Source organism: Aliikangiella marina, assembly GCF_007004765.1.
In the GTDB taxonomy this organism is placed as follows: domain Bacteria; phylum Pseudomonadota; class Gammaproteobacteria; order Enterobacterales; family Kangiellaceae; genus Aliikangiella; species Aliikangiella marina.
The window spans coordinates 892,570-914,738 of sequence record NZ_VIKR01000001.1; the positions used below are offsets into that span (position 1 = coordinate 892,570).

At 43.3% G+C, this 22,169-nt stretch carries 14 protein-coding genes; 5 read left to right on the forward strand and 9 right to left on the reverse strand.

The window, feature by feature from the left end; translation table 11 throughout:
* Positions 1-111 precede the first annotated feature (111 nt).
* Both FLL45_RS03975 and FLL45_RS03980 read left to right on the forward strand, forming a co-directional pair.
* A complete protein-coding gene (locus FLL45_RS03975) occupies positions 112-1,479 on the forward strand; it encodes a formimidoylglutamate deiminase (RefSeq protein WP_142888477.1) in 1,368 nt (455 codons plus the stop codon).
* Positions 1,480-1,738: 259 nt separating this feature from the next.
* A complete protein-coding gene (locus FLL45_RS03980) occupies positions 1,739-4,345 on the forward strand; it encodes a cation-translocating P-type ATPase (protein WP_142888478.1) in 2,607 nt (868 codons plus the stop codon).
* Here the strand turns inward: FLL45_RS03980 and FLL45_RS03985 are convergent.
* Positions 4,342-5,931 (reverse strand): glycogen synthase, encoded by a 1,590-nt coding sequence (locus FLL45_RS03985; protein ID WP_210247105.1) that lies wholly within the window; start codon positions 5,929-5,931, stop codon positions 4,342-4,344. The two genes, FLL45_RS03980 and FLL45_RS03985, sit on opposite strands and share 4 nt — an antisense overlap.
* Before the next feature lie 55 nt (positions 5,932-5,986).
* Positions 5,987-7,261, reverse strand: coding sequence for a glucose-1-phosphate adenylyltransferase (gene glgC, locus FLL45_RS03990; RefSeq protein ID WP_142888479.1), 1,275 nt, complete (start codon positions 7,259-7,261; stop codon positions 5,987-5,989).
* A 634-nt stretch (positions 7,262-7,895) separates the two neighbouring features.
* Between glgC and FLL45_RS03995 the strand changes: the two genes are divergently transcribed.
* Entirely contained in the window at positions 7,896-9,329 is a 1,434-nt protein-coding gene (locus FLL45_RS03995; protein WP_142888480.1) for an Ig-like domain-containing protein, read from the forward strand.
* 75 nt (positions 9,330-9,404) lie between these two features.
* Here the strand turns inward: FLL45_RS03995 and FLL45_RS04000 are convergent, their stop codons facing one another.
* From FLL45_RS04000 to FLL45_RS04010, 3 genes are all read right to left on the reverse strand, one after another.
* On the reverse strand, positions 9,405-10,973 hold the full coding sequence (locus FLL45_RS04000; protein ID WP_142888481.1) for a leucyl aminopeptidase: 1,569 nt from the start codon (positions 10,971-10,973) through the stop codon (positions 9,405-9,407).
* A 298-nt stretch (positions 10,974-11,271) separates the two neighbouring features.
* Positions 11,272-11,661: a type VI secretion system tube protein Hcp gene (locus FLL45_RS04005; RefSeq protein ID WP_142888482.1), complete on the reverse strand. Its 390-nt coding sequence runs from the start codon at positions 11,659-11,661 to the stop codon at positions 11,272-11,274.
* A gap of 191 nt (positions 11,662-11,852) precedes the next feature.
* Entirely contained in the window at positions 11,853-15,191 is a 3,339-nt protein-coding gene (locus tag FLL45_RS04010; RefSeq protein ID WP_142888483.1) for a VPS10 domain-containing protein, read from the reverse strand.
* 337 nt (positions 15,192-15,528) lie between these two features.
* On the opposite strand from FLL45_RS04010, the gene FLL45_RS04015 reads away from it, so the two are divergent.
* Both FLL45_RS04015 and FLL45_RS04020 read left to right on the forward strand, forming a co-directional pair.
* Entirely contained in the window at positions 15,529-16,449 is a 921-nt protein-coding gene (locus FLL45_RS04015; RefSeq protein WP_142888484.1) for an alpha/beta hydrolase, read from the forward strand.
* Between the two features lie 127 nt (positions 16,450-16,576).
* Positions 16,577-17,008, forward strand: a complete 432-nt coding sequence (locus FLL45_RS04020; protein WP_185964317.1) for a BLUF domain-containing protein — start codon at positions 16,577-16,579, stop codon at positions 17,006-17,008.
* 89 nt (positions 17,009-17,097) lie between these two features.
* Here the strand turns inward: FLL45_RS04020 and FLL45_RS04025 are convergent, their stop codons facing one another.
* From FLL45_RS04025 to FLL45_RS04040, 4 genes are all read right to left on the reverse strand, one after another.
* Complete coding sequence (locus FLL45_RS04025) at positions 17,098-18,843, reverse strand: N-acyl-D-amino-acid deacylase family protein (protein WP_142888486.1); 1,746 nt, start codon at positions 18,841-18,843, stop codon at positions 17,098-17,100.
* Positions 18,844-19,108: 265 nt separating this feature from the next.
* The gene (locus tag FLL45_RS04030) at positions 19,109-20,491 is read right to left on the reverse strand and encodes an MATE family efflux transporter (protein WP_142888487.1); all 1,383 of its coding nucleotides are present in this window, start codon (positions 20,489-20,491) and stop codon (positions 19,109-19,111) included.
* A 276-nt stretch (positions 20,492-20,767) separates the two neighbouring features.
* A complete protein-coding gene (locus FLL45_RS04035) occupies positions 20,768-21,538 on the reverse strand; it encodes a hypothetical protein (protein WP_142888488.1) in 771 nt (256 codons plus the stop codon).
* Position 21,539: 1 nt separating this feature from the next.
* On the reverse strand, positions 21,540-22,136 hold the full coding sequence (locus tag FLL45_RS04040; RefSeq protein WP_142888489.1) for a DUF7931 domain-containing protein: 597 nt from the start codon (positions 22,134-22,136) through the stop codon (positions 21,540-21,542).
* Positions 22,137-22,169 lie beyond the last annotated feature (33 nt).

Consider the following 22,169-nt stretch of genomic DNA (forward strand, 5'->3'; position numbering starts at 1 on the left):
CACTTATCTTATTTTAGATTGTGTTTTAGATGTTAATTATCTTGTAATTTGTGATTTGGCGCTTTAAGGTTCGCTGTTATACAACAGTTTGACATTGAGTGGACTAGCGCCGTGAAATTATACGCCGAATCGGTTTTACTTGGAAACCATTGGAACAGTAATAAACTGATTTTAATTAATGATAAAGGAATCATTGAAAGTATCCAAGATGGGACCAAAAGCGAAGCCGACGAGGTTGCGGGGACGGTTATTCCGGGTATGGTGAATTGTCATTCTCACGCCTTCCAACGTGCTTTCGCCGGCTTTTCAGAATACCGAGGCAATCAAGCTGATAGTTTTTGGAGTTGGCGCGACATCATGTATCGATTTGTAGCACAGATGACGCCAGAGGATGCTCATGTCGTTGCTAAGTTTCTTTATCTGGAAATGTTAAAAGCAGGTTATACCTGTGTCGCTGAGTTTCATTATTTACACCACCAAGTTGGCGGTAGGCTGTATGACGACCCGGCAGAAATGTCACTACAAATTGTTAATGCTGCAGAATCGATAGGGATTTCTATCACGCATTTACCGGTCCTGTATACTTATGCTGGATTTGGCTATCAAGCACCATCTCAGGCGCAAAAGCGGTTCATTCATCAAATCGATGAATATTGCCAACTACTCGAGTCGCTAAGCGTTTCACTAAAGAACAAGCCTACAGTTAATTTAGGCATTGCGCCTCATTCTTTGCGCGCAGTCAGTCAAGAGCAGCTTACTCAAATCGTTCCTTTTATTCGCAAACTGAATCCCAAAGCGCCGATTCACATTCATATTGCTGAGCAACTTCAAGAGGTTGAAGATTGCGTAGCTTACTACCAAAAGCGGCCCGTAGAATGGTTGTTGGATCATTGTGAGTTGGATGCAAACTGGTGCTTAATACACGCGACTCATTTGAGCAATCAAGAGACTAAGCGGCTCGCACAAAGTGAAGCGGTGGCTGGAATTTGCCCTACCACGGAAGCGAATCTAGGTGATGGCGTATTTCCCACTCAATCATTTATGGAGCAAGGCGGCAGAATCGCTTTAGGCTCTGATTCCCATATCGCCGTTAATGTCGCTGACGAGATCCGAACACTAGAATATGGACAACGGCTCACAACTCATCAAAGAGCCGTTCTATCTTCAGCAGAATGTCCTTCCGTTGGCCAGAACATTTTTGTCCACAGTGCTCAATCCGGCGCAGATAGTGTCGCGCAAAATGTCGGTGCGTTAGCCGTTGGTAAGCGGGCAGATTTAATCATACTCGACGATAAACATCCCAGTCTATTTGCAAAACATCCAAGGTTTATGCTCGATGCTGCGATTTTTGCTTGTCACTCAATGCCGATAGAGGGAGTGATGGTTGCCGGAAAGTGGGTGATCCAAGACGGTGTTCATCCAGAAGAAAACCAGATTACCAATGATTATCTGCAAGTCATCAAGCGACTAAGCCAATAGGCCACAGATAAATTTCCAAGCAAAAAGACTAACGCTTGGTGATCAAAACCAAGATATTGATCTATGCCAAGGTCTTCGAAGCAATAAAGCATAACAATAAATAATGTTGAGTTGGAATTACCCATCAAGAATGAAAAGTGGAATTATCTTATCGATAATAACCGCCGGTATTCACAAGTGATACTTTATCTCGATCTAAGCGTACTTTGGTCGATTTAATTCGCTATGCAAAAATTTTGTCAAGAAAGGGGAACTTGTCATGCCTCTGAAAGAAACGATTACCGGTTTAGATTCTCGCCTGGTAACTTTAAAATTAGCAGAATTTGGTGAGAACTGTCTACCTGAATCCCCACCGCCCGCGCTATTGATTTTATTTTTAAGGCAGTTTAAAAGTCCATTTATTTACGTCTTGTTGATCGCTGCGATTATCTCATTTGCGCTCGGTAAAAATCTCAATGGAATCTTTATTTTTGCGGTGCTTTTGATTAATGCGATTATCGGTAGTCTGCAAGAATTTTCAGCTGAGAAAGCCGCGAATGCTTTAAAAAAGATGGTCCCTCAGCTGAGCACGGTTATTCGAGATGGCCACACTCAATCTATTGATTCGACGTTAATTGTTCCCGGTGATATTGTTTTATTGGCCTCAGGTGATCGCGTTCCCGCGGATGGTATTTGTATACAAGCACAACAGTTGTTAATTGATGAGTCTTTGTTAACAGGAGAGTCTGCTGAAGTTTCAAAACAAGTGGCAGAAGCGTTTGAAGAGTCGCAGATTACGGATTTTGAAAATAACCAAAAGTGTTTTGCTGGTACTTTAGTGGCTCGTGGGCGAGGGATAATTGTCGTCACTCATACTGGAATAAATACCGAAATTGGAAAGATAGCGAAAGCGGTAAATACCAGCGAATCGGTCAAACCGCCTTTACTCACCCGTATTGAAAAATTTACCTACAATGTGACTATTGCAACGCTTATTGTGGTTGCATTTATTTTCTTAATCGCGATGCTTCGAGGCGACTCGTTAACACAGTTCTTTTTTCTTGGTGTTGCGCTCGCGGTTTCAGCGATCCCAGAAGGGTTACCTGCCGCGATTACTATTGCCTTAGCGATTGGCATGCGCAGAATGGCTAAGGTCAATGTCATTGTAAGAAATTTGATGGCAGTTGAAAGTTTAGGTTCCTGTACTTATATCGCGTCTGATAAAACCGGTACGCTTACGGTGAACGATATGACGGTGAGCCGAGTAATTCTTCCAAATGCCAGAACACTATCGGTGACTGGTGAAGGATTGAATCTTCACGGTGATATTATAGGAGAACAAGGCGAGCAAGACCAACAACAACTCAAACGCTTGTGTATGACGGGGGCATTGGCGAATGAAGCCGAGTTATATCTCGCCGAAGGAAACTTAATTGGTGAAGGGGATCAAGTCGACATCGCTCTACTTGTTTTGCTTAACAAATACGGCATTGAGCACAGAGTACTTCAGCAACGTCACCCCGAAATTATGAAAATACCCTATGAGTCGGAAAATGCTTTTAGTGCATCGCTCAATCGTCTAGATGGTCGGTTTTTATTGTCAGTAAAAGGTAGTTGGGAAACGATAAAGACTCAATGTGATAGTCAAGACGATGAACAATTATTGGCTGAAATTGAACAACAAGTTCTTACTCTCGCGGAAAAAGGTTATCGTGTATTAGCATTTGCAGGCAAAGAGATTCAAACATTACCGCATCAGGTAGAAGATGAGCTGAGTGGACTCGAGTTTATTGGATTGGTCGGCATTATTGACCCATTAAGGCATGAGGTTTTTGATGCAGTGAAAGCCTGCAAATCAGCAAGAATTGAGGTTGCCATGATTACCGGCGATCATCCGGCTACCGCGCTGGAAATTGCGCGTCAAGTTAAGATAGAAGGTAATGGTAATGTGTTAACCGGCGAACAAATACGCGATCTTAAAAGCAATAACCCTCAGGCGTTTGCCAAGGCTGTTAGCGAAACATCGGTTTTTGCGCGCGTTAAACCCTTAGAGAAACAATGCATTGTTGAAGAGTTACAACGGCAAGGCCATTACGTGGCCGTGACTGGTGATGGTGTTAATGACGCGCCCGCTTTAAAAAATTCTCATGTTGGTATTGCAATGGGTAAGCGGGGAACTGATGTTGCGCGGGAAAGTGCTGATTTAATTTTAACGGATGATAACTTCTCATCAATCGTTAATGGTATTCGAGAAGGCCGTGTAGTATACGCAAACATTCGCAAAGTGATATTTTTATTAATTTCAACGGGTGCCGCGGAAATTATCCTGTTCATTTTAAGTTTATTGGCGGGATTACCGTTGCCATTATTTCCGATTCAATTGCTCTGGTTAAATTTGGTGACCAATGGGGTCCAAGATGTTGCGCTGGCTTTTGAGCCTGCGGAAGGAAAAGAGTTAAACAATCCACCCAGAAAACCCAATGAACCGATATTTAACCGATTAATGTTAGAGCGAGTCATTGTTAATGCGATTGTTATGGGAGGAGTGGCTTTTGCTTTGTTTTATTTATGTCTCTCACAAGGTATACAAGAAACCAGTGCGCGAAACATGACTTTACTGTTAATGGTGTTGTTCGAAAATGTACATGCGTTGAATAGTCGTTCTGAATCGCAATCAATTTTTTCAATTCCGTTTTTAAGTAATAAGTTATTATTATTAGGAATATTGATTGCGCAATCGCTTCACATCGGCGCAATGTATTTGGATGGGCTGAGCGGAATTTTGGAAGTGGAGCCAGTTACATTACAACAATGGTTTTATCTTTTATTGACAGCCACAACGCTCATTTTAGTCGATACGGCTTATAAAAAATTTAAACAGCGTTAATTGTAGAGCTGACTAACGTATTGCTCGACACTGCTTTGCCAATCGAAACGCTGAGCTAGTGCATTACGCTTAATCTTCTGCCATTGCGACTTTTTGTTTTTATTCATGTCGAGCGCTAAGCTCAATGTGTCAATGAGTGCTTGAGATTGTGATGCAATATCATCACCTTTAAATGAAAAACCAGACTCTAGATGTTTTACAGTGTCGTGTAACCCACCAATATCATGGACTAGACAGGGCTGACCAAATCGCATGGCGATCATCTGGCTAATACCACAAGGTTCGAAAGAACTTGGCATGATAAAGAGATCGCCAAGCTGATAAAGCTGATCAGAAAGAGGCTGCCAATAACCATTTAAAAAGAGAAAGTTATTGTGGCGACTCATCACTTGGGTTAGTTGAGACTCTAGCTTACCGTCTCCGGAACCTAACAAAATGAAACGGCCATCGAAACGAGTAATTTCTTTAAGCAAACTATCTAACACCCATAAATCGTCTTTTGGTTCTACCAGCAAACTGACTTTTTGTGAAGTGACTCTACCAACGCTGGTTAACAGCGGACCATTATTAGGCAGAGTTTGCCAAAGCTTTATTTTTTCGAATGCTAGACGGTGTGTCTTCGATTTAATCGTATCTGTAGTCTTTGCTTTTAGTTCAACATCTTCAATATTCTCGCGAAGCGTATTTTCAACTTTTTTATAGAAAGTGCTTAAATCTAGCTTAGTTACCGCAGCAGTTGTGTAGTCACAACCATTAATGATTCCTTTGAGTCGATTGTCGATGCTGGCATTTCTTAAGTCATTTTCTAGACCTTCTCCGCCGATAAACCCGATTTCATGATTAGAAGGTTGGAGAATTTCTTTCGCATAAGTTGGAGAGACTACATGAACTTTATCGGATAAATTAATACCCGCTCTTACGGGGTTAAAGCAGTTTTGATAACGCGGATCTTGAATTTTTTCTAGTTGGTAATTGAGCGCAGGAAACCATGAGTTAAGCGAAGAAGGATCTTTTTCGAAAGGCCTTATTCCTTGTAACGCGAGATTGTGGATTGTGTATACGAAGGGTAGTTTTTTTAATCCATGGTACTTTGGTTCAAACTCTCGTAAAATGGCGAGAATTGCTGCGTGCCAATCGTGTAAATGTACAACCGAAAACCTATCTTGCCAATGAGTCACAAGTAGCTCTGCTAAAGCGGCACAAAAAAGCGCGAATTTAGTTGCATCGCTGGCAAATGGTCGTTGGTGACCATCATCAAAATAAATACCCGAGCCATAAAGTGCAAAAACATCGCTTTCGATAACCCAATGATTGACTTTTTGAGTGTTTTTTAAATTGAGCTTGTAAAGATCAATTTTTTCTATTTTGCCAGAAAACTCAATGTCAAAAGATAAGTTGAGAGTCGATGGATTGTCATTGGCGTGAAACCCATAGCTGGGCGTGATGACATCGACACAGTGTCCCTGATTGGCAAGCTCGAGAGGGACATCTCGCACAACATCACCGACGCCTCCAACTTTTCCATTGGGTAAGACGTCATTCTCGGCGGCGATCATCAGTACTTTGTGCAACTTAACTAATCCCAATTAATCTACTCAAACAGTTTGGTTTGCGCATCATAATTGTAGTATGAGATTAAAGCTACTGATTGTTTCTTTTTAGATAATCTGCGATCATTTCTCGAGTGACCAGGACAACGCCTTTATCAGTGACTCTGAAGCCATTTGCGCGGTCCTGTTCATTATTCAAACCAATTTGTAAACCATCGGGGACAACACAACTGCGATCGACGATTGCTTTGATCAAGGTAACATTACGGCCAATTTCAGCACCGGGTAAAATTACGGCTTGATCGATAGTACAGTATGAGTTTACGCGAACTTGGCTGAACAAGAGAGACCGCTTAACCATTGAGCCTGAAACGATAACCCCACCGGCAACGGTTGAGTCAATAGCGCAACCACGGCGATGATCTTCGTCGTGAACGAACTTGGCTGGCGCGTTTTGTTCTTGATAGGTCCAAATCGGCCAAGATTCATCATAGAGATCTAATTGCGGCTCTTTTGCCACCATTTCCATATTGGCTTCCCAAAAAGAGTCGAGCGTGCCCACATCTCGCCAATAAGGCTGGCGATCTTTGTCTGGATCGGTAAATGGATAAGCATATACATTATGCGAATCAATTATCTCAGGAATGATATCATGTCCAAAATCTCGGCTTGAATCGTCACGGTTTGCGTCCTTGCGCAGGGTTTCAAACAAGAATTCGGTATTAAATACATAGTTTCCCATTGAGGCCAAGGTGATCCCTGGTTTGCCAGGGACTTCGCTGGGTGTTTCCGGCTTTTCATCAAATCGACATACCCGATTCTTGTCGTTTACCGTCATCACGCCAAAAGATCCTGCAGCCTCTTCAGTGGGGACTTCAATACAACAAACAGTCATATCTGCGCCGTTCTCCACGTGGCTAGCGAGCAGGGCACCATAGTCCATGCGGTAAACGTGATCACCAGAGAGAATCATTACGTATTTAGGAAGTTCGTGGCGAATAATATCGATATTTTGGAACACCGCATCCGCGGTACCCATATACCACCCATCGCCATACCGTTGGGACGCGGGTAAAATCTCGACAGATTCGCCCAGTTCTTTTTTGAAATGTCCCCAAGCGCGATTAACATGTCTTATCAGTGAGTGAGATTTGTATTGGGTGGCAATCCCGACTCTTCGTATCCCCGAGTTGATACAGTTGGACAAAGGAAAGTCAATGATTCTAAATTTACCGCCAAAAAAGGTTGCAGGCTTAGCTCGCCAGTCGGTCAGTTCATGTAAACGTGAACCTTTGCCACCGGCTAAAATAAGGGCATAAGTGTCGCGAGTTAAAGCACTGATATATCGATTAACGTAACTAGGCATGGCTGCTCCCTTAAGCTAACTAAACTAATTTATTCATCACTGACTTACATTAAAAGTCGTGGGTAAGTTATTGGTGCCGAGAACGTCAAACAGACATTCAGTCCGCTATCATCGGATCTGCGCTCTAATTTGGTGCGCCCATAAAAAGTGCAAAGCACCAGATTGGAGCGCTTAAAGAGCCTAATTGAGACAGATTAAAGGCAAATGACAACATCTGGCTTGTGTTATCTGCATAAAGCGTTCCGAATATAAAAAATTACCGGATGTGATAATAATAAATAGGCTGATCGCTGAAAGTGTTGCTCAAAGTCAGTAGTTAGCAAAGTTTGTCGTGTTTTTAAGAAAATTTGTCGTTATTTGCCTATCTATGCCTGGGATTCTGAGGAAAGCTAAGGTAGCCAGTTTGGAACTTGCCGATCTGAGATCCATAAACTCCAAATTGGCGCTTTTGACCTAAAAAGATATCTTGAAGGCTGTTGTATCAAGTTGTTAAACGAATAGATGGATTCATCAAGCGACAAGAGCAAACTAGCGGGAGAAAGATAAAGCTTCATAAATCAGCAGGTTAAAATCCATTTCGTTGTAAGACCTTCAAAGATTAGTACTTTTCACAAGACAAAGGAAGGATCACAGCATGAAGAAACGCAAAACATTGAAAGTCTTGCTTGCGGGTTTATTGGCTGCACCGATGTGTTTGACTTTGGCTAACGCCGCACCCTCTGATAAAAATAAAAAGATTTTTGACTATTGGACGCCAGAACGGATAAATTCAGCGATTCCAAGAGATATGGTCAAAGACAATCAAGGTTATGGATACATTCGTCGAAAAGACGGCTCACTTATCCCACATGGCCATCAAAGACTGACTCAGATTTCAACCCCGCAACCATCGCCGAAAGCTAAACCAGGTGGAGGCGATAACGAAGGACCATCGATTTCTCAAATCGAGCCCGGTAACGGCGCGACCATAGGGGCAAGTCAGCGATTTGCGGCTAATGTCACTGATGCCAGTGGGGTTAAAACGGTTTCGATTGTTATCAACTTTCCTGACGGTAGCAATCAATCCTTTGCGGCTTCCAACTCAGGCGGCAGTGTCTGGGAGACGACGCTTTCGGGGTTTACCGAAGGTACCGGTTGGAGCTGGCAAGTCGAAGCTAAAGATAACACTAAAGGTAAGGGCAATACGACGACTTCTGCATCCTGGGACTTCACAGTTGATACTGGGGGCGGCGGAGACCCAGGCGGGAATGTGATTACCAATTCTCCCTGGACCGATGGCGGGCTGGTTCAACAAACCGCTGGTCGGCTGCTCTATGAAATGCCAAGTAATAATCGTCGAAAGCGCTGGAATGCCTATGTATGCTCCGGCACAGTGGCGACCGATGGTACTTCGGGGCGCTCGATAATTATCACTGCCGCGCACTGCGTTTATGATGATGCCAGTAAAGCGTTCGCGAGAAATGTGTTGTTTATTCCTAATCAAAATGACACCACAGGAACCGGCACAGATTCCAATTGCAGTAACGATCCCGTTGGTTGCTGGACTCCCTCTTTTGGAGTCGTCGACGTTAATTGGACGACCCGCACATTCCCGGACAATATTCCTTGGGATTATGCCTATTATGTCGTCAGTGATAATGGCGCGCATTCTGGAACCAATGTTGGCTCTGACTCGCTAGATACCGAGGTTGGCTCAATGAATGTCGATTTCAGTAACCCTAATCAAGGTAGCTTTACCCACGCTCTCGGTTACTCTTACAGTGATGATCCCAATTTTATGTACTGTGCTGAAGATATGGGAACTGAAGGGACAGATAACTGGTGGCTTCCTAATTGCGGTTTGTCGGGTGGTTCGTCAGGTGGTCCTTGGGTTCAACCGCTGAGCAATGGCAATGGACCGATCATTTCGGTCAATTCGTGGGGATATACCACTTCACCAGGAATGGCTGGACCGATTTTATCGGGTACAAGTGCGAGTTGTGTCTTTAATGCGGCTCAAGCAACCAGCTTTAACGCGGTTCCAAGTTCGGATGGCGATCAGGGCGTTGCTGTGAACTGCGGAAACTAAGTGTCTGTAGTCGATTCCTTTAAATCAGGATAAAAAAAGAGCGCTCTAAGCGCTCTTTTTAATTGGTAAGGCTTGCTATTTACTTTCAAAGTGTTCTTTGATGTAGCCATTTAATAATCTAATGCCAAAAGAGGTTGACCCCGGGGACGCTTTAACCGGAGTGGTATTATCTCCCCAAGCAACACCAGCGATATCGAAGTGTACCCAAGGTGTCGTGTCTCTGACAAATGTACCCACAAAAGCGGCGCCAGCGCTTGCGCCAGGGGCCTTAGGACCAGAGTTCATGATATCAGCAACATTATTTTTGATGGCTTTAAAGTGATTTTTGTTGAGCGGTAATCTCCAAACTTCATCCCCAGTTAACTTGCCTGCGGCAGAAAACTTCTCGGCAAGGTCGTCATGGCGCGAAAACATTGCTGCGTAGTCTTTCCCCAAAGCGCGACTGGCAGAGCCGGTCAAGGTCGCTAGGTCAACGAGTAGCGATGGGTTGTATTTAGTGTCTGCATAATACATTGCATCAGCGAGTACCAATCGACCTTCCGCATCCGTTGAACGAATTTGAATCGTCTTACCCGACATTGATGTCACGACATCACCAGGACGTTGTGCGCTGCCGCTCGGCATATTTTCAGCAAGCGCTGCAACGCCGACAACATTCACTTTCGCTTTGCGACCGGCTAGTGCGTAAAGTGTTCCCATTGTACTGGCGGCACCTGACATATCGAACTTCATATTCCACATGTTATTGGAACCCTTGATACTAATACCGCCAGTATCAAATGTAATTCCCTTGCCAACAATTGCGATCGGTGCATCGCCTTTGTTACCGCCCATGTACTCAACAATCATCATTCGTGGCGGGCGTTTACTGCCTTGACCCACGCCGTAAATCGCGCCCATGCCCATATCAAGCATGTCATCTTCATCAATCACGCGAATTTTGATATTTTTCATTCCCTTAAAATGTTGTTTCCATTGTGCGACAAAACTTTCCGGATAGATGACATTGGCCGGTTCATTCGACATATTTCTTGTATGCCAAATACCTTTCGCTACCGGCTCAAGCTCTGACTTGTAGCGCTTGGCTGCAGCGGTGGAATCACTATTGATAATCGTCAACGCCGCTTGGTGTTTTTTACGCTTTTCGTCAGTGTAGTATTTATCGAAATAGTAGCTTCCTAAGTTGGCGCCATAGGCTATATGCGCACTAGCGTCGCCTGAGACATCAAACAACATTGCCGGTGCTTGTTTAAATGCTTTGACCGCAGCTTGAACAGCGTTACCGCCGATTTTTTGCCATTCCAAATTAGTTTTATCTTCACCTCTTTTACCGAGACCGACGAGCAAAATTTGGTTATAGCCAGATCCCATGGGAGCGGTGATAGTCGTTGTTTTTTGTGATTGAGCTTCAAATTTTGAGGCTTTAATTGCGTGTTTTAACCCACCGTTAGTCTTATCATCAATGGCTTGTCCATACTGTCCAAGTTCGTTATCTTGATAAATTCCTAGTACCAGATTTCCTTCTGAGGGGACTGAGGTACTGAAGTTGATCCTTGTAATGGCGGTGTCACGATCTTTAGCGTACGACACCAGGCTAGCACTGGCTAAGACGAGACTTAACAGCAGGGTTGACCATCTTTTCATGTTGTTTTCCTATATTAGACGGATTAATGATTCAATAACGGTAACGCAGGTTATCAAATCACCGATCAATGATCGAATTCACCGCATTGAAATAATGTTTCTAAATTTAACAGTGCAACCACCGAGTTAGATCTTTATTAGATATTAATGACTAGCCGCAGGCATTTGGAACAGCATTGGCGTGCACCGACGAAGTAAGTGAGAGAAAAAAGGTCTATTTAGAGGTTAATGGGCGATAAATCGAAAATGTCGTCAGGCTGAACTTAATTGACGACATTTTTGAGGATTTTTTATCGGGTTATTTTTTGCGCTCTGGACACTTTTCACCGGGATTAATCCGAGTGCCGTCAGGACAAAGACGATAACCAATTTTTGCTGCTTTTTCCGGGCATTTTTCACCGGGATTAATTCGAGTGCCATCAGGGCACAAGCGATAACCGGCTCGGTTATTATTTTTAGTTAGCGGCTTATTCAATAGTGGGGATGCCTTATCAAGCGGCTTGGTAATACTGACCGGCTTGTGTTGGCGCTTTCCAGTAGCCATTCCCGAACCTTTTTCACGCTTGACCTGTGCTTTAGTTTGGTTTTGCGGATTTTCAACTTTTGACTTAGTGTCATCGGCGAACGCGGAGAATGATGTTAAGCAAAGGGTCAATGAAACTGCGCTAAGTAACGTTTTAACTTTCATGGTCTTTTCCTCTTAAAATGGTTTGGACACTGATGGGTCGCCCCATCTACCTAGTCGGTTTAAACTTTTTTAAAAGAATTTGGGATTAAGTTGATGAAATATGAAAGCGCCATGATTGATAAAAAGAGGAAAGCATAAAAAAGCCGCCAATAAATGGCGGCTTGCTGACCGTTTAGGTGTTACCCAATGGTTTAAGGTAACGCTTGTCCTTTAATCCAAGGAGCGCCCAATTCTCGCAAGGCCGCTTCGAGGGCAGGAATGCGCTCATTGACGATTTTTTTCAAGCGATCATTTTGTTCACCTAGCGCACGCTTGGCGCGGTCAAGACTTTGGCGGTGAGTTGCTGTCGGTCCATATGTGGAAAATGCCGTTCCAAGCATAGCAACACCGATTAAGTTTTCGACGGTTTTTCGGTTAGATAAATACACTTCGCCACGAGATTGATCGTCGTTAAGTATGTGGTTGATATCCAGTAGTTCCGCGCGGATAGCGTGAAGTTGTTGCTCTAAATCGCCTGGCGCCGACTGTGATTCACTGATGGCTCGGTAGAGCATTTTAACTCTTTCTATCGCTTGGTTAAGGGCATAATGGGTTGCATTTGAGTCGCGTGATACCGCATGCAATTCTAGCCAAAATTCTGCCACTTTTTCTGGAGCAGCACCTTTGAGCGCACCTTGAGTCATTGGTTCAACCATAAAAGATACAGGGCTTTGCAGTTGAGTCACTTCGCCATCAACTTCTTTCTCTAAACTTACACTGTATTCTCCCGGCGCCGCTAACAACCCAAACTGGATATAAGCGTTGCTTTCTTCAGCTTTGGGTTTATCGATAACGTCGGACGGTGGTAGGTCGAGCCCCCAGCTCACTCGATTGATACCGGCTTTGTTGATACCTTCAATTCGTCTAACAACCTTGTTATCACCGTTCCGGACGGTTAGCCATATTTTGGGATCGCGTTGTCTTCGCTCAGTTTCAACGGCCTCCCAACCTGGAAATGGAATTGGCTTTCCTTTTTCTTTTAATGCTTTTTCTGACTTTTGACGAACATCTTTATTGGTTTTGAGTTTATCTTTCAAATAATAAGTAAAAGTTGCGCCAAACGGTGGGTTATCGGCCGCATAATAACTGGCACCTTGATAACCGAGTTTGTCAAAGCGAGATAGCGGACCCTGCTCGATGTACCACCAAGCTTTTCTTGGTTTGAATAGTAGAGAATCTTGTTTGACCGAGTCAGCAGAGATATCGCGTAGTGCTGAATAGTCATCGAGAATATAAAAACTACGACCAAAGCTCGCTAATACTAAGTCATTTTCGCGGCGTTGAATGGCAATATCACGAAACGCAATAGTGGGTAAGCCGCCATTGAGTTCAATCCAGTCTTTACCGCCATCAACCGTAAAAAACACGCCAAATTCTGTTGCTGCAAAGATAAGGTCTTTGTTGATATGGTCTTGAACGAGACGCCATACAAGGTGTTTATCAGGAAGGTTGCTGGCGATCGAGCGCCAACTCTTACCGCGGTTGGTACTTTTTAAAAGGTAAGGCTTGTAATCGCCAAACTTGTGATTATCCAGGGCGATATAGACAGTGTCAGGGTCAAACAAATCAGCGCGAATATCATTAACGAACGCGCTGTCAGGTACCCCTGGTAAGTCTCCGACTTCCATTTTTCGCCAGTTTTTGCCGCCATTTTCGGTAACTTGAATTAATCCATCGTCGGTGCCGGCATAGATTAATCCGGGCTGTTTTGGGGATTCAGCTAACGAAGTGATCGTGCTGTAGTCGGACATAGCCCACATATCCCAAGCAGAATCCCAACCGGGTTGGCCGTCCATTATCGGCTGTTCAATTCGCTCGAGGTTTTTAGTGAGATCGCCCGAGATAGCGGTCCAGCTATCACCCCGATTCTCTGAGCGCCAGACCCGTTGCGAGGCATGATAGATTGTTTTCGGATCGTGAGGACTAACCAAAATTGGTGCATCCCAATTAAAGCGCTCTACCGGATCGCCTGGCGCGGGTTGTGGCTGAATGTAAACTAGCTCACCGGTTTTTCGATCGATACGCATTAAGTTACCTTGCTGCCACTCGCCATACATGATATCTGGGTTACCGGGCTCGGTTGCAGGTTGATGCCCGTCACCGAACAATACCATTTCCCAATCGGCATTGCGGATCCCATTTCGGTTGTCGGTACGAGACGGCCCGCCTTGAGTCCCATTGTCTTGCGTACCACCAAAAACATTGTAAAAGGGTTGTGCATCATCAACAGCAACCTTGTAAAACTGAGTTAAGGGTAAATTGTGGATGTATCGCCAGTTTTTGCCAGAATCGAAGGATTCATAAATGCCACCGTCGGTCCCCATGAGTAAATAGCCTTTGTCATCCGGTAAGAAGGTCAAAGAATGATTATCAGAATGTTTATGTTCCTCTTTCATTTGTTTGAAGGTTTTACCACCGTCGGTCGAGTGAAGCATGCGAACATTCGCTAAAAATATCTCGTCAAAATTGTGCGGGCTGGCGTACAGCTCTTGGTAATAATGGGGACCAGTTCCGCCAGCGACTGCGTCAGACATTTTTTTCCAAGACGCTCCACGATCTTCACTTCGATAAACCGCACCGGTTCGGCGATCAAGTTCGATTGCTGCATAAACCACATCCGGATTAATAGGAGAAATCGCTAACCCAATTTTCCCCATGTCGGATTTTGGTAATCCACTGTTAGTGGATAGTTTTTCAAGATCTTTTTGATTGTGTTTTGCGGGGTTTAACTGAATCCAAGTTTTACCGCCGTCTTCGGTTCTGTGGATTCCTGTTCCGGGTCCGCCATCGACCAACGCAGCCACTGTTCGATGTCTTTGCCAGGTCGCGGCATAGAGTCTATCAGGGTTGCGTGGATCGATTTGAACATCAGTGACGCCAACCCATTTATCATCGCCGAGAACTCGTGACCAAGTTTTGCCACCATCGGTGGTTTTATAGAGCCCGCGTTGGCCACCCTTTGACCAAAGCGGTCCCTGTGAGGCAACCCAAAGGGTGTTTGAGTCTTTTGGGTGAATAATGATCTCAGAGATGTGTTCAGAGTCTTTTAAGCCCATATTTTGCCAGGTTTTACCGGCATCATGGCTGACATAGATGCCATCACCAAAGCTAACATGGCGACCACTCACATTTTCACCCGTGCCAACCCAAATGGTAGACGCGTTGTTCGGATCAATTGTAATGGTTCCGATAGAATAGACAGGTTGGTCGTCGAACAATGGCTCCCAAGTTGTCCCGGCATTGATGGTTTTCCACACGCCACCAGAGCCGACAGCGACATACCAGATGTTACGATTATTGGGGTCAATGTCGATGTCGGCAATTCGACCAGACATGAGTGCTGGCCCAATACTGCGAAATGCTAGTCCATCAAAGGTTTTGCTGGACATGGGACCCTTCTCTTTGGCCTCTGTTTCCGATGAGGAAAACACCGTTACAAAGAGTGAACTAGCCACAATGATGGCCAGCAACCACTTAAAACCATTTGTCATTATCTTCTCCAGGTAATTGGTGATTCAAACTCAACCTAATTGGCAAGGTCGACTGCAATTTAAATCGAAGCAAACTTGTTAGACAGTTGTTAAAAGAAACGAAAACTTGGGATCTTTTATTATTTGTTATTACAGAGTTTTTATAACATATCGCTCTAACGCCTGTCTAAACAAAAAGTGTTTTTATCTAGCTTTTATACGAGCGTTATGGCGGCCGCTTAAGTAAGCAAACCTATCATTTTTCATGCGCCACTTTGATTCACTCATATTTCACTTAAGAAACTGCATACTGGTTATTCATCAAGTTTGAAACAATTTTGAAACAATAGAGTTGTCCATGAGAAATATGAAACTGATTTTGAAGAGAGTCTGCTGGGGCGTTGTTGGTTTAATCGGGATAGGACTCATTTACTATGTTTTGGTCGCGAGAATACCCGAAGATCATTTGAGCCAGGATGAGATTGTTGCTAAGTACCAATACTTCAAGGGCTTCCATGACTTTAAAGTGACGTCGAGAGCTAAGATGATGAGAGAGTTTAGCTTTAAATCTTTCGATGGTGAAAAAGTCTATGGCAAGGTTGTATTTCCAAATACTAACCAAGAATCTTTTCCAGTCCTAGTGGGTATTCATGCGATGGGGCGCAGTTATCCGCGGTGGTTTCAAAGTTCGCTCAAAGGACGCCCGACGGTAACTCATGTTGATAAAATCACGCAAGCGGCTTTGCAAAAAGGTTTCGCGGTTATTGCCATTGATGCCCGTTTTCATGGCAAACGTAAGGTTAAAGAGAAACCATTGCGCTCCATTTGGAACGACTTACATTTTTTTGGTAATAAAAGTGACTATGAGAATATGATCATCAATACCGTTATCGATAACCGATTACTGATTGACTGGATCGTAGAGCAACCTGAATTTAACTCGGAGGAAATACATCTTGCCGGCTACAGTATGGGAGGGCAAGTCAGCTTGATTCTCGCAGCGATAGACGGCCGTGTGGAAGATGTTGTTTCGATAGTGCCGCCATTCATCAGCAATAGCGTTGCGTCGGTGTCGCCGTTAAACTTAGCCAGTTTAATTAATGATAACCGAGTATTAATGATTGTTGGCGCTTACGACGATGTTGCTTCGCCGGAAGAAAACAGGCTCGTTTTTGATAAAATAGCGACGACTCAAAAGCAACTTATTACGTATCAGGCTGATCATATACTACCCGAGGAATATGTGGATCAAGTAGCGAGGTGGTTGTCGCCGTTTTGAGTATCATGATTAGCCACGGTGATCTTTGCGTAATCGGCATTTGACAACTAAACTCAAAGCAAAAGAACGGGTAAGTATAGTTATTGCTATTCTGGTAATCCTACCGTGACCAATGGTGAGTTGTTTAATGAGTCAAATTCGTCAGATCATTTACGTGAGTTCTTCTCTAGCAGAGTTGAATACAGACGCTCTAAATCAGATTTTAAGCGTAGCTCGATCGAATAATGAGAAAAATGACGTTACGGGAGTTTTGTTGTATCACCTGGGAATATTCTTGCAGGTTTTGGAAGGAGCAGAGTCGACGATTGATAAGCTTTTTTCAACGATATCAGCGGATAAACGACACAAACGCGTCATTGTCTTGTCTGACGAACTGATCGAAAGTCGAGATTTCGATAATTGGCGGATGGGCTATATCAACGTGAAAGATAATCCACCGAAGGGATTGGTTGATTTGCTCACTTTTTATAGTAACGAAGAACTTGCACTGATAAAAGATGGTAGGGCAAAATCATTACTGTTGAGTTTTAAAAACACTCACTCAAACTCGATTCTTTAAATGATATAATTTACAAATAAAGCTATTTTTTTTAGGGTTTTTTAAGATTGTTTTACGGTTCGATAAAGCGTTTAGCGCATTACCCACCATTAATGCGTATGACTTCGAATAAAGCAACCAAACTTTCTTTCCGTACCGAGCGCGGGCACGAGTTGTTCATCTTTAACTGCAAAATGCCCATTGATTATTACATGTTTAACTAAGCCTGGATTTCGATTAACCAGCCGTTGTAAATTAAAATTTTCCATTTCTGCCCACGTGACTGACTCTAAGTTTTGATTGAAGCCAGCAGGATCGATAATGACAATATCAGCTCGATTATTTTCTTTAATATAGCCTGCGTCGATGCCTAACCAATCGGCTTGATCACCGGTAACTCTGTGAATGGCGTGCTCTAGTGATATAAATTTTTCTTGTTTATCAATTGACTCTTTAGCCAGTTTCAAAAGCCTCAAAGGTAAATTGTAGAATGCCATATTTCTGATGTGGGCGCCGGCATCACTAAAGGTAATTAGAGAACGTTTGTCTTTTAACATTCTTTTCAAAACGGCGGGGCGATGATTTCCAATTGTTGTATACCAGCGGAGTTTTTTACCATACGCTACGACAAGATCTAAAAACAAGTCGACCACATGAATATTTTTAGCTTCGGCAATCTCACCAAAATTTTTTCCCACTAACGAGCCATCAGGACAGTCTAGAATGATCGCGTCACTGAAGTCTCTCTGCCAAACTCTTGGACTCAATTTGTCTCCATAAAATTGACGAAAATCGCGACGATACTTTTGGTCTTTCAGTAAGTTGTTTCTCTCAACGGCATCTTTTAAATCAAGCGCAAGTTCTCCTGCACCAAATTCTTCGAAAAACACAACATCAATTCCATCAGCATAAACGGTGAAAGGTGTCGGTAAAACTTGCCAACGAAAATCGCCACGAAACCAGTTGGTAATATTGGAAACGAGGCGGGTTAAAAAAGTGAGATAGGCGCTTCCTTTTAAATCCATTTGGCTAATCAAAGTTGTTTTAAGCCGGTTTCTAAACCAACCGATACTTTCCCTAATATACTGGGATATTTGCAAGGGCTCAGCAACATTTGGTGCGCCTTGATGAACTCTTCCATATTTTCTTAGGAGTCTATTGAGTCTTGAAACTTCATGCCATTTAGCATAGGTACTCGGTAAACTTTTTGACCATTCTCTTTCACCGTCAATCTTGTCCCACTTTAAACACATCGTAGAAAGTCCGATAAAGCCTTCATCCAAGGCTTCTTCCAAAAGCGACTCCATTTCTTGCATTTCTACTTCAGACGGTATTTGCTTAATGTCTGTTGCCCGTGATAATCCCATTACGGCCGTTCTTAAGTCACTGTGCCCAAGATAACTAATCAGATTAGGACCTAGCGGCAGTTGATTGACATGATTAACCCAGTCTTTAGGGCGACTCCAAGTTTTGTATTGTTTTAATATGGGCAGAACTTTTTCTCTCGGAACCGTTTCAACACGGGTAAAAATGTCCGATGCATCTTCATAGTCGCTGCAAATCATGCTTAAAGAGCAGCTACCAACGACGACGGTTGTTACACCGTGACGAACTGACTCAGATAAAGAAGGGCTAATTAATAATTCCGCATCATAGTGAGTATGCGAGTCAATAAATCCCGGCGTCGCCCAAAGTCCTTTGGCTTCGATGACTTCTGGGCAATTTGTTTCATCGATTAGTTCATCTGATACTCGTGCGATTTTGCCCGCCTTAATACCAATATTCTTGATCGATGAAGGTTTGTCACTACCATCAAAGTAGCGAGCATTGCGGATGATAATATCAAAATGACTCATATTATATTCTGTTACCACCAATTGATGATTTTTATTTTAGCGTGAGAACTGCGGTATTCTAGCGTCACCATTTCTAGCGTCACTATTTCGGTCGTCACAAAAATGCTCATCGCGCAGCGTATTTATTCGCAAACAAAAAGCGATATAAGTCGATATAAAGTGATTGACTGACTCATTAAAATTCAGTGTAACACAGTCAATAACTTTTAGAGAATCAGCGGGCATGGGGAACAGATACTTCCGTCAACCTAAGCGGAATGAATACTCAAATGGAAGCATCAAATTTTTCGGCTTTTGACACGGCCGTAGCAAAGTTTATTGTTCTCGATAGTTGTCGCCATCGTACCATCAGTAGGATCGCTGCGGTGGTTAAGCCGGCAATCAATCCCATCCAATAACCGTTGGCTTGATAACCCTGTGACTCAGCTAAATAGTAGCCGACAGGGAAGCCAACAAACCAATAAGCAACAGCTGTAATAACCATTGGCATCTTGGTATCTTTCATGCCGCGGAGTGCACCGGCACTTGATACTTGGACGCAATCGGAGAATTGGAATATGGCCGCATAAAACAATAAGCCACTCGCGATTGCAATCACGGCTGAATCTTCAGTGTAAAAGGACACCAAGGTCACCGGAAGCAATATCATGGCACTCGCCGTAAAAGTAGATATTCCTGCAGCGGTTGCGATACCAGTATAGCCTGCGAGTCTCATTCTATTGGGCGCTTGTTTTCCAGCAAAATAACCCACTCGCGCGGTAATGGCTTGAGAAATTCCCAGTGGAATCATAAAAGTCAACGAAGCGATGTTTACCGCAATTTGGTGAGCACCCATGACCTCAGTAGGATAACGACCAATCATTAGTGATACGGCAGCAAAAAGCGTCACTTCAAAACCAAGAGTAATTGCCATCGGAAAACCGAGGTGAAGCACTTCTCTCACTGCGTGCCAACCCGGTAGTTTAAACTGTTTAAAAATTTCAAAAGTTCGGTATTTTGGCGTTAACGCTGAATAAGTCAACAAACCAAGAAACATGATCGTCCAAACAAGTCCTGTTGCATAGCCAAGGCCAACTGCACCCATTTCTGGAACGCCATAACCTCCATACATAAACCAAAAATTAAAAAGAATATTAAACGGAATCGATACCAGCGTCGCTGTCAAAATTGCCGGTGTAGAGAACATTCCCTCGTTACAAAAACGTAGCGCTAAAAACAATAATAAGCCAGGCATTCCCCATACAGTCGCATGTAAATAACGGGTTGCCAAGTCGACTACAGCTGGGTTTACACCGAGTAAATCGAGAATAATTTGTGCATTGAGCAAGATAACTACCGCAAACGGCACCATAACAATTGCAAGCCCTATACTGAGACGAAAGGTCGCGCCTATTTCTTGATCTTTTTTGGCTCCCCTAAGATGCGCAATGATTGGGTTAAAAGCGAGGAATAACCCCATAAAGAAAACTAAAACAGGATGGAGTAGACTGGTTCCGATAGCGATAGCAGCTAAAGCATCGTTACTATAATGACCTGCCATAATAGTATCAATTACTCCCATAGCCATTTGAGCCAGCTGTGAAAACACCGCTGGCAAGGCTATCGGCATCAATTGTTTAAACTCTTTTAAAACCTTGGCTAACATCATTGCTGATTCAACTAAAAGCTTGCATTTGAATGCTTTTTAAAAATGGGAAGCCAATATACGTGAAATGACCATTTTTCTCTAGAAGAAAAGGTTATGATCATGAGCCTCATACATTGCACTGAAACTGAGTGGCAAGACGCTTTGCATGGCCTAATTTATTGTTGATGAAAATTTATTGTTAATGACCACGACGTTTTGGGCTGTTTCTGTTTTAATTGAGCCTTGTTATCACAGTTCGTATTAATAAGCGGGTGGTGCTCGAGTGAATTACTCAGATTACTGTTCGCTTATTTTGAGGTAGTAAAATCGCTTATTGGTTCGATTGTTGTTGGTGGTATAGTTTTTTCGATTAGATGATTGCGGAGTCGCGTTGATGGTTGCCATTAGCGCCCACTGATTTTTTTTGATGGTCAGTTGACTATTAAGTGCAGACGATCGTGTTTCTTGAGTATAGCGCCGCTGTCGATTTTGAGAGCGAGCAGTTAGCATCACATTAACCGTGTCATTGTTAGTCGCTCTGACAGCTAAATAGAATCCACTTGTGAGCTTTTTATTGGTTGTCTTGGGAATGAACTTGCCATAATGAGACACTAATTCATTGTGCTGAAAGGTCTCACCGGTTTCGATAAAACCCTCATAACCTTCCTGCATTTGTAAACGGAAGCTTTTGTCGCGGTTTTGACTAGAGCCTGTTTGGTATCGGGTCACCTTTTTGCCGGAATGGGAGCCGGGCGGTGAAACATTGTTTAACTCCCAATCGTCCAGTCGACGATTGAGTATTTTTAGTTCGACCAGATAATTTTTTAGCGCTTTATCAAGGACAGAAAGCATCTGCTTAATTTTTTCTAGTTCCGTCTCATTGGCCGAAACTAGCAGGGTATTTTGACTTATGCTCACCTGGGTATTTGGCGAGAGATGAGGTTTCATTGCTGCAACCAATTGGGCCGGCGCTTGGTGTTTTGCTTCGTATTGAAAAATAGCCGCGGTTGCGTCGAGATTAACCGTTAAAAAAATAATCAGTAATGTGGTTTCTAGGAGTCTTTTCATCTTACAAATGCAAAGCTCTTAAGTGACTGGCAGGGGAGGACTGTTGCCAGATCTCGTCGAAATACTTTGCTCGTTGTTTAATTAAGGTACTGGGAACTTCATGACATTCACTTTCAAACCGCTCAAAGTTCGAACGATATATAATTGAGCGCCCATCGACTAAATAGAAAGCAAAGTAGTTTTCGTGATAGTCCTTGGGAATTAGTCTGATTTGAACATAACTAGAGAAATTTTGGGCCAGACTCACTAACCGATGGTCAATTCCTTGCAGTTTTCTTTCTTCGGTTATTAATATTTCAACTCGTGCATATCGACTTGAGCGCACGAAACGAGTGAGAACTTGTTCAATATCGCGGTTGCTAAGAACTCGTGGATCGAGGTTCGGTGAATAGATTTGTACCTTTTGTTTGGCGCAGCGAAAAGCGGTTTTAGTTTGCTCGATTAATTCTTTTAAAGTCTTAATTTGGAAATGGGCTGTTGAGTTCTCTAGTTCGAGCGTCTCAAGCTGGTCAGAAGTCCGATTTGAATTAGAACCTGAGCCCGAAATAGAATCAGAGTCGCTATTTTGCTGGGATATATTTTTTTCTTCACTGGTCATAGACAAATTATGCGTTATCTTAATCGAAGAATC